Origin of the sequence: Candidatus Paracaedibacter symbiosus (assembly GCF_000757605.1) — a bacterium.
Lineage (GTDB): Bacteria > Pseudomonadota > Alphaproteobacteria > Paracaedibacterales > Paracaedibacteraceae > Paracaedibacter_A > Paracaedibacter_A symbiosus.
In genome coordinates this window covers 1,179,162-1,192,112 of record NZ_JQAK01000001.1, presented here as the reverse complement: position 1 = coordinate 1,192,112, position 12,951 = coordinate 1,179,162, and the positions used below count along the sequence as shown (strand labels likewise).

General features: G+C 44.0%; 12 protein-coding genes and 1 tRNA gene. 7 read left to right on the top strand and 6 right to left on the bottom strand.

Annotated features, from left to right (window positions below):
• Positions 1-4: 4 nt before the first annotated feature.
• Both accC and IG80_RS0105415 read left to right on the top strand, forming a co-directional pair.
• Positions 5-1,357, top strand: coding sequence for an acetyl-CoA carboxylase biotin carboxylase subunit (gene accC, locus IG80_RS0105420; RefSeq protein ID WP_032112873.1), 1,353 nt, complete (start codon positions 5-7; stop codon positions 1,355-1,357).
• Positions 1,358-1,360: 3 nt separating this feature from the next.
• The gene (locus IG80_RS0105415) at positions 1,361-1,642 is read left to right on the top strand and encodes a DUF2312 domain-containing protein (protein WP_032112872.1); all 282 of its coding nucleotides are present in this window, start codon (positions 1,361-1,363) and stop codon (positions 1,640-1,642) included.
• A 165-nt stretch (positions 1,643-1,807) separates the two neighbouring features.
• Here the strand turns inward: IG80_RS0105415 and hrcA are convergent, their stop codons facing one another.
• Entirely contained in the window at positions 1,808-2,851 is a 1,044-nt protein-coding gene (gene hrcA, locus IG80_RS0105410) for a heat-inducible transcriptional repressor HrcA (protein WP_032112871.1), read from the bottom strand.
• An 85-nt stretch (positions 2,852-2,936) separates the two neighbouring features.
• Here hrcA and rph point away from each other — a divergent pair, with 85 nt between their 5' ends.
• The 4 genes from rph (at position 2,937) to IG80_RS0105390 (ending at position 5,973) form a co-directional block, all read left to right on the top strand.
• On the top strand, positions 2,937-3,656 hold the full coding sequence (rph, locus tag IG80_RS0105405) for a ribonuclease PH (protein WP_032112870.1): 720 nt from the start codon (positions 2,937-2,939) through the stop codon (positions 3,654-3,656).
• On the top strand, positions 3,656-4,258 hold the full coding sequence (gene rdgB / locus IG80_RS0105400) for an RdgB/HAM1 family non-canonical purine NTP pyrophosphatase (protein ID WP_032112869.1): 603 nt from the start codon (positions 3,656-3,658) through the stop codon (positions 4,256-4,258). The genes rph and rdgB overlap by 1 nt, the downstream gene beginning before the upstream one ends.
• 4 nt (positions 4,259-4,262) lie before the next feature.
• Positions 4,263-5,405 (top strand): radical SAM family heme chaperone HemW, encoded by a 1,143-nt coding sequence (gene hemW / locus IG80_RS0105395; protein WP_032113408.1) that lies wholly within the window; start codon positions 4,263-4,265, stop codon positions 5,403-5,405.
• Positions 5,406-5,508: 103 nt separating this feature from the next.
• Positions 5,509-5,973 (top strand): RidA family protein, encoded by a 465-nt coding sequence (locus IG80_RS0105390; RefSeq protein WP_032113407.1) that lies wholly within the window; start codon positions 5,509-5,511, stop codon positions 5,971-5,973.
• A gap of 11 nt (positions 5,974-5,984) precedes the next feature.
• Here the strand turns inward: IG80_RS0105390 and IG80_RS0105385 are convergent, their stop codons facing one another.
• From IG80_RS0105385 to infA, 3 genes are read right to left on the bottom strand one after another with little or no spacing between them, the layout of a single operon-like run.
• Positions 5,985-6,164: a DNA gyrase inhibitor YacG gene (locus IG80_RS0105385; protein WP_032112868.1), complete on the bottom strand. Its 180-nt coding sequence runs from the start codon at positions 6,162-6,164 to the stop codon at positions 5,985-5,987.
• 3 nt (positions 6,165-6,167) lie between these two features.
• On the bottom strand, positions 6,168-7,208 hold the full coding sequence (locus IG80_RS0105380; RefSeq protein WP_032112867.1) for a ribonuclease E/G: 1,041 nt from the start codon (positions 7,206-7,208) through the stop codon (positions 6,168-6,170).
• Positions 7,209-7,217: 9 nt separating this feature from the next.
• A complete protein-coding gene (gene infA, locus IG80_RS0105375; RefSeq protein WP_032112866.1) occupies positions 7,218-7,436 on the bottom strand; it encodes a translation initiation factor IF-1 in 219 nt (72 codons plus the stop codon).
• A gap of 153 nt (positions 7,437-7,589) precedes the next feature.
• Here infA and IG80_RS0105370 point away from each other — a divergent pair, with 153 nt between their 5' ends.
• Entirely contained in the window at positions 7,590-8,723 is a 1,134-nt protein-coding gene (locus IG80_RS0105370) for an aminotransferase class I/II-fold pyridoxal phosphate-dependent enzyme (protein ID WP_032112865.1), read from the top strand.
• Here the strand turns inward: IG80_RS0105370 and IG80_RS0105365 are convergent.
• Positions 8,720-12,193 carry an acyl-[ACP]--phospholipid O-acyltransferase gene (locus IG80_RS0105365; protein WP_032113406.1) on the bottom strand — a complete coding sequence of 1,158 codons (3,474 nt, stop codon included), beginning with the start codon at positions 12,191-12,193 and terminating at the stop codon, positions 8,720-8,722. The two genes, IG80_RS0105370 and IG80_RS0105365, sit on opposite strands and share 4 nt — an antisense overlap.
• A 483-nt stretch (positions 12,194-12,676) precedes the next feature.
• A tRNA-Ile gene (locus tag IG80_RS0105360) sits at positions 12,677-12,753 on the bottom strand.
• Positions 12,754-12,951 lie beyond the last annotated feature (198 nt).

Sequence of the window (12,951 nt, the reverse complement as noted above, 5' to 3'; positions counted from 1 at the left end):
GCTGATGACAGAAAAAAAATTATTTAAAAAAGTACTCATTGCTAATCGTGGCGAAGTCGCTCTGAGAATTTTACGGGCTTGCCGTGAGATGGGAATTAAAACGGTTGCTATCCATTCAACGGCTGATGCTGATTCTATGCATGTACGCTTGGCAGATGAAAGTGTCTGTATCGGACCCGCTCCGTCACGCGATAGTTATTTAAATATGCCAGCAATTTTAAGCGCTGCTGATATTACCGGCGCTGATGCAATTCACCCCGGCGTTGGCTTTCTTTCAGAAAATGCGACGTTTGCGCGGATGATTGAAGAACATGGCATTACCTTTATCGGCCCTACCCCTGAACACATTGAAATGATGGGCGACAAGATCACCGCAAAAAAAACAATGATAGATTTAGGTGTCCCAGTAGTTCCTGGCTCTGATGGTGGGGTGGATACGGATGAAGAAGCTTTAGAAATCTCCACCAGTATTGGTTATCCTATGATCATCAAAGCCACCAGCGGTGGTGGCGGGAAGGGGATGAAAGTCGCCAATAATGCTGAGGAACTCCCCCAGGCATTACGTCTTGCCCGCGCTGAGGCTAAAGCTAACTTTGGCAATGACCAGGTCTATATGGAACGCTATTTGCGCAAACCACGCCATATTGAAGTACAAGTATTAGCTGACATGTATGGTAATGCTGTCCATTTGGGTGAACGCGATTGTTCGATACAAAGACGACACCAAAAAATATGGGAAGAAGCGCCGTCACCAGGATTGAAGCAAGAAGAACGGGAAAAGCTTGGAAAAATTGTTACAAAAGCCATTGCTAAACTGGGGTATCGTGGCGTTGGAACGTTAGAATTCCTTTATGAGGGTGGTGAGTTTTTCTTCATGGAGATGAATACACGACTACAAGTAGAACACCCGATTACCGAAATGGTCACTGGCATTGATTTGGTCAAAGAACAAATTAAGATAGCCGCCGGAATCCCGCTCGACTTTAAACAAGAAGATATTGAGATTAAGGGGCATGCCATTGAATGCCGTATCAATGCTGAAAATGCGACAACCTTTATTCCTTCACCCGGTTTAGTAACTCGTTATCACACCCCCGGTGGCTGGGGAGTACGCATTGATAGCCACTTATATCAAGGGTATAAAGTACCACCCTACTATGATAGTCTTATCGCCAAATTGGTTGTTTACGGTCATACTCGGGCTGAATGTATTAAGCGTGTGGAGCGAGCCCTGCATGAATTTGTTATTGAAGGAGTGGAAACAATTATTCCCTTACATCAAAAACTTGCCCTCGAACCAGACATTCAATCTGGTAATTATGATATTCACTGGCTTGAAAAGAAATTGAAAGGATAAAAAATGACAGATATTGGTGGAATTTCAGGCAATCAACTGCGTTTATTTATTGAAAAAGCAGAGCGCCTAGAAGAAGAAAAAAATGAACTTATGGAGAATATCCGGGAAGTTTTTGCTGAAGCAAAATCCGTTGGCTTTGATGTAAAAATCATGAAGCAAATCATGAAACTCAGAAAGATGAAAAACGAAGATCGCGCCGAACAAGAAGAGTTACTGGATATTTATAAAGCAGCTCTTGGCATGTTGCCGACCTTTGAACATGCAGAAGATGAGAATGCAGCATAGGTAGACACCCTTTGTGAGCATTTCAGGCATATCCCTTTAACTGCGATCATTATCCCCGCATCAAGGCGGGGATTTTTCCTTAAATGGGAAAGACTCTAAATATGGGACGTCGTTTCCCCCCCTCTCCTAGGGGAATAAATAAAATAGTTTTCAGCCAACAATAAGCTAGGATAACATCCGACTAACCAGTTTAGCCGTATAATCCACCAAGGGGATAATTTTACCATAATTCATTCGCGACGGCCCGACAACACCAATGGCACCGATCACTTTTTCATCGGCATTATGATAGGGGGCAATCACCAGGGAACAGCCAGAAGTGGCAAACAGGGGGTTTTCCGCCCCAATAAAAATCTGGACGCCCTCTGCCTTGATGGAGGCATCAAGCAACCCTTTAACCGCTTGCTTAGTATCAAGAATGGTGAAGAGACTACGAATCTGCTCCAAATCTTCCATCACATTAACGTCAGAGAGAAGATTCGCCTGACCTTTAATAATGAGCGATCCTTTATCATGAGAATCATTCCATACACCAATGCCTTGGGAAACGATTTTGGAGGAAAGAGTATCTAAATCAACCTTATGTTCCGTCAGCTCCATTTCAATCACACGTTTGGCCTCACTCAGCGTCCGACCAACGAGGCGGGAGTTCATGTAGTTGGTGGCCTCCACCAATACTGACGCCGGCACGGCATCGCCCAACTCTAACACTCGATTTTCAACAAAGCCATCTTGGGTGATCATGACCAACAAGGCTCGATGGGAGGAAAGGGGCACAAACTCGATATGTTTTAAAGGCGTTTCGTCTTTAGGCGACATCACAATCCCTGCACACTTGGCCAAGCCGGAGAGTGCAGTGGTTGCTTCTTCTAAAACATCGGTTAAGCTTTTGCCAGAAGCCTGACAACGACGGGCCATCTCTTCCTTCTCAAAATCGCTCAGTGCGCCGACCTGTAATAGGCCATGGACAAAAAAACGTAACCCTTCGTCCGTAGGCAATCGTCCTGCAGAAGTATGGGGCGCATAAAGCAACCCAGCCTCTTCCAGATCCGCCATGATATTGCGGATAGTGGCCGGCGAAAGATTCATGCTGGAACGGCGCGAAATTGTGCGTGAACCAACAGGCTCACCGGTTTCCACATAGGTGTCAACAATTTCTTTAAAAATCTCGAGAGAGCGATTATTTAAATCTAAGAAGGAAGAAGACATCGACTAAAAACCTTCCTTAAAATTATACGATGTAGTAAAAGTACAAGTAACAGCTAACTTATAACGTTAACAACTGGATTATAGCATGCGCATTGATAAAAGACAGCCAAATAAACTACGTCCTATTTTTTTGGGCCCCGGATTTGCCAAATACGCCGAAGGCTCTTGTTTTGTCAAATTTGGCGATACTCACATTATTTGTACAGCAACGGTTGAGGAAAGAGTTCCTCCTTTCCTAAGAAATACTGGGTCAGGTTGGATCACCGCGGAATATGGCATGCTCCCACGCTCAACTCACCAACGCGTCGATCGGGAGGCCTCCAAGGGCAAACAATCCGGCAGAACCCAGGAAATTCAGCGCTTAATCGGGCGCGCACTCCGCTCCGTTATCGACTTAAAAGCCTTGGGTGAACGTCAAATTAAAATTGACTGCGACGTGCTCCAGGCTGATGGAGGCACTCGCACCGCCAGTATTACTGGTGCTTATGTTGCCTTGCACCAAGCGCTGCAAAAAATGGTGGATAGAAAGACATTGCCTAAACTGCCGATCATTGATCAAATTGCTGCTGTTTCATGTGGCATTATCGGAGAAGATGTCTTGCTTGATCTTAATTATCATGAAGATTCTAACGCCGAAGTTGACGCTAACTTTGTTATCACTGGCAGTGGTAAGATAGTTGAAATTCAGGCAACGGCCGAAAAATCAGCTTTTGCAGAAAAAGAATTTACCGCCATGTTAACCTATGCCCGTGAAGGAATTAACGAGTTGATCTCCTTACAAAAACAGGTCCTTAAAATCGATTAATGTTAAAATTTCCCACAAAAAAACTGGTCATTGCCAGCCACAATGAAGGCAAAGTCAAAGAAATAAGAGAACTTGTTCTTCCCCTAGGCTTTGCCGTCGCTACGGCACGCGAATTAAAATTACCTGAACCTGAGGAAACGGGGACAACTTTTGTAGCCAATTCGCAAGTAAAAGCCAAAGAAATTGCCGCCGCCAGTAATCTTCCTTCCCTTGCTGATGATTCAGGCCTTGTGGTGCCAGCACTAAATGGTGATCCGGGAATCTTTTCAGCCCGCTGGGCAGAAGTGGCTCCCGGCAAACGTGATTTTGACTTTGCCATCAACAAAGTAGGGGAGTTGCTTCATTTTCGCAATACTCCAGCCTCCATGGTGTGTGTTTTGAGCATTGCTTGGCCAGACGGCACTTGCCATAGTTTTGAAGGGATAATCCAGGGGACTCTTCAATTCCCCCCTCGGGGAACAAAGGGGTTTGGGTATGACCCCATCTTTATGCCGGAGGGTTTTGATCAAACCTTTGGTGAAATGGACCCAGCTTTCAAGCACTCGATTTCTCATAGGGCCCAAGCATTTGCCTTATTTTTGGAGTATTTAAAGGGTGAATGAAGAAATGCGCTCCCTCGCCCTTTACATCCACTGGCCATTTTGCAAATCAAAGTGCCCTTATTGTGACTTCAATAGCCACGTCCGTAACCACATTGATGAACAAGTATGGGATGAAGCTTTTGCAGTTGAGCTGACTCGGATGCGCTCCCTTACTGGACCAAGACGCTTGACCAGCCTCTTTTTTGGTGGCGGTACACCCTCCTTAATGTCGCCTCATCTGGCTGGCAAGATCATTGATACCGCCACAAAATTATGGCAACCCGAACCAGATATTGAGATTACGCTGGAGGCCAATCCCACCTCCATTGAAGTGGGCAAATTTAAGGCACTCAGCGCAGCGGGAGTTAACCGGGTTTCCATCGGTGTCCAATCGTTTAATCAAGAGGATTTGCATTTTTTGGGTCGAGAACATTCAAGTGATGAGGCTAAACAAGCTATTCGCATTGCTCAGCAAAATTTCACTCGAGTTTCATTTGATTTGATTTATGCTAGACCCAACCAAACGATAGAGGCTTGGAACTTAGAATTAGAGCAAGCGCTTGCCTTTGGCACCGATCATTTATCGTTGTATCAGCTCACCATTGAGCAAGGAACCGCCTTTGCTCATAAATATGCTCGTCAAGAATTTATGTTGCCAGAAGAAAATCTAGCAACGGACCTCTATCAACAAACAATTGATACTCTTGGGGCTAAAGGATTGAAGATCTACGAGATTTCAAATTTTGCCCACCCTGGCCAAGAATCTAAGCACAACCTTGCCTATTGGACCTATGAAGACTATGCTGGCGTAGGCCCAGGCGCCCATGGACGCCTCACATTGGCTGATGGGTCAAAGATTGCCACTAAACAGTTTAAAGCCCCTGAAACCTGGCTAAAACAAGTCAGAGATGGATCGGGTACACAAGAATCTCTTTCTCTGTCGGTTGCTGAGCAGGCCACAGAACACGTAATGATGGGATTACGCTTATTTCAACCGTTTGACTTGGCTAAACTGCCTCTCCCTTGGTATCACGCCATTGACGCGGAAAGACTCGAGGTTCTGATGCATCAGGGGTTAGTCCAACAACAAGGGTCATCGATTAACCTTACCGTTGCTGCGAGACTTTGCCTCAATGAAGTTTTGCGTTATCTTAGTGTCGTAAAGTAGGGATCTCTTGACTGTTTTTTAAAGGAGAGAATACCATCCCCCATTAGTTGAGAAAATGCCAACCTATCAGCTTAATTTATCACAAACCTCCGGGAGAATAGAAATGCCTTTTACTCAAAAACTCAAAGAACTTGGTCTGAATTTAACAATAGTACCTCCTGCTGTCGCTAACTACGTGGGTTTTCAAGTGGTAGGGAATCTTGTGATTATTTCTGGACAGCTCCCCATTAAAGATGGCCAGGTGGCGATCAAAGGGAAAGTTGGGGCAGAGATAAATCTTGAGCAAGCCATAGAGGCAGCACGGCTCTGCGCGATCAATATTTTGACACAGCTTAATACTGCCTGTGGGGGTGATTTAAGCAAAGTTGAGAGGTGCGTTCGTCTGGGTGGTTTTGTCAACTGCACAGCTGATTATACAGATCAGCCAAAAGTGATTAACGGCGCTTCTGACCTGATGGTTGCTGTCTTTGGTGACGCTGGTCGTCATGCTCGCGCAGCAGTGGGCGTCAATGCTTTGCCCCTTGGCGCTGCTGTTGAAGTGGAAGCGATATTTAGCTTAAAAGCCTAGGTTCTGTGCACCTAATCTTCATCATTGTCTTCAGATGGGGAAGGGACACTCTCTTCTTCATCCACATCTTGGGTTGGCACGCGGTAATCTTCCTTCAACCATTTTAACAGATCTATATTCTGGCAGTGTTTTGAGCAAAATGGTGCAAACTCCGCCACCATTGGTTTTCCACAAATCGGACACTTTGACATTCTTTATTTCCTGTAGAGTTTCATAATTGTTTCAAGAGGAATTCGCCGTTTAGCCCGCTGTAACTCAAGCCAGCCCAAAGGTGACCAACCAAGAATTCGCCACGAAGGACGATCAGTAAGTAATCGTTGCTTGAGCGCAGACACCATCTTTTTTCTATTTACCTCAGAATCAGGGGCAAAATCAATAATTACATTCCCAGACAATCGCCGCCAAATGAGTTGCTCGGCAATGATCTTTACCGCCTGCCAATTTGCTTCAGCGGCATTTCCAAGCGTTGTATTCACGTCGATTGATGTCACACACGCTGTTGATTCCATAACAATCCGCCCACTCGCAAAAGAGACAACAGAATCAAGGCAAATCTGCCAAATTTCATCCAAACCTTCTTCAGCAAATAAATTTCCTTGCCTTAAAACCAGCTTTTCCAATAAATCTGGTCGGAAATTACGGCAAAAGAGCTTCACCAACAGCATTAATTCAGGCGTTGCCACATGGATGGGCGTTGCCTCTGGCAGTTCCTTTAAAAATCGCTCTATCACGCTAGGACCCGCTGACAACACGGCAGGGGCACTGCTTGTAATAAACTGCTGTTCAATCTTTTCAAAAAGAGTCTGAAGATACTGTTGTTGGTGAGAGAGGGGTAGGATAGGAGAGGCACTGCGCAGCTTAAATAACTTTTGTAAGGGGAAGTAAAGACAAGCTTGGTGACCTAAAACAATTTGCCGCGTCACCTCCACTGGCTTTTGTTGTCCATGAATGAGAGACTCCCCACTGTCAGCAAATGCTTCACGACTAATCTGGACAAGCGCTTTTTCCCCTTCTTGAAGAGGAGGTAAGCCTTTTTCATGGGTTAATAATCCAGGTCGTGACAAACCCAGCTCACACCAATAAAAATGGGTTTCTTTACGCAAAATCTTGGCGGCATAAATAGTATCCAGTGTACCAGGTCTGTCTAACACATCAGCATCAAACAAGACCGGTGTTCCCTGATTCACCAAAGCAACCTTAACCAAGTTTGACTCAGGTGCGAGAAAGGCAACCATAGGGAGAAATTATTTTTGACGGAAAGTAATACGACCTTTTGTCAAATCGTAAGGTGTCATTTCAACAGTGACACGGTCGCCAGCCAAAACGCGAATACGGTTTTTGCGCATACGACCTGAAGTATGGGCGAGGACAATATGGTCATTATCTAGCTTTACACGAAACATAGCATTTGGTAGCAATTCAACAACTGTACCAGTAAACTCAATTAAATCTTCTTTTGACATTCATAATCCGTTATTTATGTATTCTATACTCTTGGCTCAAAGAACCCAGTTATCCTGAAAATGACGGCAATTAGTTCTTCCGTCAAGAAGTTTTACACGATTCATCATATATAGGATTGATTTTATTGATATTTTGTAAATTTTGGTAATGTTATGCCCCACAATCTTTATAAAAAAGCTCTTTTAGAGAAAAAAACGAGTGCTACTTATCGTACTCTTGGGGTCCGTCCCCCAAGTCGATTATGTTTTGCCAGCAATGATTATTTAGGCTTGAGCAATCATCCTGCCATTAAACAAGAACTCCTTAATGCTCTGGAGTTAGATCGCGTAGGAGCCACTGGGTCACGTTTATTATCAGGAAATGCGGCGTTTATTAATGCCTTTGAAAATCAAATAGCTCTCGATAAAAATCAAGAAGCAGCTCTTATTTTTAACAGTGGTTTTCAGGCAAATCTCACAATCTTAGCAACTTTACTCAACAAACAAATCCTCGGCCAAGAACCCTTGGTTTTTGCCGATCGCCTCAACCATGCGAGCATGCATGCAGGATGTCAGCTGGCAGGTATACGGCAACAACGCTATCAGCACCTTGATTTAAACCATCTAGAAACCTTGCTGAAAAAGCACCAGCACCTCCCCCGTCCAAAATTTATCCTGACAGAATCAATTTTTGGTATGGATGGCGATCAGATTGACCTTGAGTCGTTGAGCCAGTTGGCCGACAAGCATGGAGCTTTCCTTTATGTGGATGAAGCCCATGCGACAGGGGTTGCAGGCAACCATGGTTATGGTTTAACAAGCAGCTGTAAAGGCCGCGTTCATGGGGCTATGGGGACATTTAGCAAAGCTTTGGGCTTAGCAGGGGCCTATTTTGCCGGGGATACACTGATCAAAGATTATCTGGTTAATTTCGCCCCTGGCTTTATCTATTCAACTGCCCAGCCATTTCCTATTCTTTATGCCGCCAACAAAGCCTGGAATATGGTGCGAGACATGGAAGCGGAAAGATCTCATCTTCAATTGTTGCGCAGCATTTTGCAACAAGAGTTGGATCAGCTAGGACTTGCCACAACACCATCCACCAGCCATATTTTTGCGATCGTTTTTAGATGTGCCGATCGAACTCTAGCAGTTGCCGAAAAGCTTAAAAATCAAGGGATTGCTGTTTCGGTAATACGGCCACCGACGGTTCCTATGGGTAGCAGCCGTCTTCGAATAGCGCTCAAAGCAACTCATCGCATCGAGGATATTCAGCAGCTGGTTGAGGCGTTGAAAAACAACACTTAAACATCATACTTTTCCTCAGCCATTAACAACTCAATCAACAACTCCTTTGCGCCTAGGAAGTTGACCTTTCCAGTAGGCAACAATGGGATCGCCCCAACAGTAAAGACACGGCGGGGAATCACGATTTCAGCCGCCCCTTGTGCTTTAAAACAATCAACCACATTGTCCCGCTTGATAGCGGCAGTTGTCAGTAAAATAAGCTGTTCACCACGCCGGGGATCAGGCTCGGATAACACTACATGATGGTGTTCTGGATAGGCATGCTGCATGAGCTCCTCCACTGCAGCTAAAGAAACCATTTCGCCCGCAATTTTGGCAAAACGCTTAGCCCGGCCGAGAATTGTCACAAACCCTTGTGAGTCAACATTCACAATGTCGCCCGTATCATACCAGCCAGGCATGGGAGCTTCTCCCACTTGTAAAACCGCCGCTGTGGGGTTAATTTTCCCTGTTTCTGGTAACAAATACCCAAGCATCACATTGGGGCCCTTAATCAGCAAACGGCCTCCATTTGCTACGCCTTCTATCGGATGTATGAAATAGTCCATTCCGGGCATAAAGCGACCCACAGTACCAACCTTATTTTGCATACGCGTATTAATCGCAACCGCCGGTGAGGCTTCCGTTGTGCCATAACCTTCGTGGACGTAAATACCAAATTTCTCCATCCATTGGCGTCGAGTTTCCGGGCGTAATTTCTCTGCTCCTGCCACCACATAGCGCATGGAATAAAAGTCATAAGGATGCGCGGAGACAGCATAGCGGCTTAAAAATGTATCCGTCGCAAAGAAAATGGTGGCATTAATATCATAGGACGTCACTGGAATAGTGCGATAATGAAGGGGGGAGGGATACATAAATACTTTAATCCCCGATAAAATCGGCGCGAGCAAGCCTCCCGTCAAGCCAAAAGAATGGAAAGTGGGTAAGACATTGAGAACCACGTCCTGGCTGTTTAAGTCAATAGAAGTAGTGATTTGATAACGATTGGCATTCAAGTTTTCATGGCTCAAGGCAACGCCTTTGGGCATTCCTTCTGATCCTGAAGTAAATAAAATCACCGCTGGATCCTTAACAGAAATTTGGCGTTGAAGTTTACGACTGGCCAATTCTGGAAAATAAGAGCTCAACAAACCTTTCAGCTTTGCTTTAAGGCCGATAACACTTTTCAGATCCTCTAAATAAAATACCGTGAAAGTTTTCTCAAGCTCGGCGATCGTGGTCTCGAGGCGGGCGAGCTCAACAAATTTGCGGGAGGTTAAGATCAGACGCACTCTGGCCAACTTTCCTGTTTGCAACAATGTTTGCGCCCCCAACGAAAAGTTCAGCATCGCCGGCACTCTCCCGACAAGTAATAAACCAAAAAAACACAGCGCTGAGGCGACACTCGTAGGGAGCATCACACCGACATATTCACTTTGCGTCGTTTTGGTTTTCAACCAATTTCCTAAGATAAAACAACGCATTATTAGTTTGCGGTAGGTCAATGGTTGACGCTGAATATCTTCAATAATGACCCTGTTCATCCCATGTTGCTTGGCAACTTCCAACAGAGAGGTAATGGTTGTTTCTTGATAGGCAGAAGTATCGAACATCATTCCCACCATGATGTCATAGAGGTGATTGGTGATGACGCGGCGGCGTTCCCGACCCTTTAACTCCTCAGGGGCTCGTACCTTTTCAGGGGGCAAAATAGTGACGGAAATTTTAGGAAATGCTTGGCGGCGAAGCTTACCTTTCAATCGGGAGAAATAGCTAAATTGCGCCCCTTCAATCCGAATAGGCACAATGTTGGCTTCGGAGCGATCGGCAATCATCCCAGGACCATCAAATACCTTCATTAAAGATCCTGTTTCAGTGATGCGTCCCTCTGGGAAAATAACACATTTTTTACCCTGACGAATAAGTTCAATCAGCTTTTTTGTCGCCATAGGATTGGTAGGATCAACGGGCAAGAGGTTAATTCCCGGCTTAATCATCCGAATCCACCATTTATCAATATAAAAAGTGTAAATAGCATAGCTTAGTTTTTCAGGAATAAAGGCAAACAACAAAGCGGCATCTAAAAAAGAAATGTGGTTAGAAATAATTAAAACCCTGTCGCCAGCTTTATAAAAATTATCAAGACCTTTAACTTCTACTCGGAAAAACAACTTAAAAATAGCTTGTAAAATCAGCTGCAGGATGGATTCTGGCACCAGAACAGAAAGACGATGAATCACAAATAAGTTCAAAACCCCAACGATCAAAAAAATGTTGAGGATTGTCACATTCAGCGCGATTAACAGCATTGTTGCCACAGACGAAATCACCATAAAAAAGGCATTAATGACATTGTTGGCTGCAATCACCCTTGAACAATGACGCGGATCCGATTGAGTTTGCACCAATGCATAAAGTGGCACCATGCTGATTCCCGAACCCACAGCAATAAACAACAAATCAACACAAATGCGCCACCCACTCGCCGTCTTTAAAAACTGCTTAATCCCCATATAATCAGGCGTGGAAAACCCCACATAATGGCTAGTATAAACAAGGTCGATAATAAAAATGGTTGTTCCAATAGCGCCCCAGGGCACAACTCGAGCATCAATCTCTCCATGCATCCAACGATTACAAAGGTAAGACCCGATCCCAATACCGATTGCAAATAAAAACATAAACAAAAGGGCAACAGATTCGTTTGCTCCAATTACATCTTTACCGTAAGCACCAATCTGAGTCAGCATCACACTGCCAATAACCCAAAACCATGAAATACCAATGATTGCCAGAAAAACAACACGATCTTTGGATGCATAGCGAATAATACTCAAGGTTTCTTTATAGAGATTCCAATTAATTTTAAGGGTTCGATCCCCTCCCTGGATATCTGGTAATTTTAGGCTAATCATCCAACTGCTAATAACGGAGGCCAGCATCACCAGATTTAAGAAAATCCCCCCTAAGCCCTCTATCCGAATCAAAACCCCCCCCAAAATACTCCCCAACAAAATGGAAAGAAAAGTACTGCTTTCAATCAAAGCATTGCCATGAATAACTTTTTCAGGGGAGAGGTAGCTTGGGATCAAACTATATTTTAAAGGACCAAAAAAAGTTGACTGAATCATATTCAAAAATAAAGTCAAGAGCATTAAGGGGAGTGATTTTTGGTGAAACCCATAGATCGCAAAGAGGACAACAGCGATCTCGCAACCCTTAATAATCTTAACAAGGGTTGCTTTATTGTATTTGTCGGCAAATTGCCCGGCCAGGCTGGAAAATAAAAAAAACGGCAAAATAACGATGCCACCTATAAACGGTGTTAAAATCGCCGCATCCTGTCCCTGATAAATCCCCATCCCATAGGTGGCAATAATCAAAAGAGCACTACGAAACAAATTATCCTGAAAAGCACTAAGGCATTGAATCCAAAATAAAGAACCAAAGCCTTTATGATTGACCAGCGAAAAGAAGTTCTTTGGCATTATTTTTTTTCCGTTCAATCGAGGTTCTATGAACATTTCTGAATTTACGATATTTTGAGACATTTTTAGCTGAAAATAAAGCCAAATTTCGCCTCGATTCGTCTAGCTACTTCAAAAGATGTGGAGAAATTGAAAGGCGAAAAGGGCCAAAGGACCCCTTTATAAAAGGTTCATAAAGCCTCGCAAATAGTCAAGCCCGTTCATCCTAAAAGATCTTCGCCCATACTTACTCCCTGGCTGATACAAGGAGAATATATATCGACACCACATGAAGAATCCGGTTTCTCGCCTCACCTTTGAGGCTGATTTGCCCCTCTCTGAACAAGTCGATTGGGGGTATAAATTTTAAGAATATCCCTATTTTTATCCATCTGTCCGAAGAACTGACATTATTTAGGGATTTTTATTGGAAAAGCATCCAAAATTTTATAAACAGGAGAGGAAACATAAAAAACACTGGATATCTAACTGTTAAATGAGGAATGGTGGGCCCGGCAGGACTCGAACCTGCGACAACTCCGTTATGAGCGGAGGGTTCTGACCAACTGAACTACAGGCCCACGCCACTAAGTTGTAAATCATATTTTATAAAATTGCGAGAAAAAAACATCACCTACAACTTTTGGTTTTATTTTAGCTTATTTTTTAAATTAATGGTTGAAAAATATATTTAATTGGGGTTATACTGTCGCTGATAGAGGTTAAAAACTCTATCAGCTTTAATGTTACCGCTCAAGTTGTGGTGGGGATCTAAATTC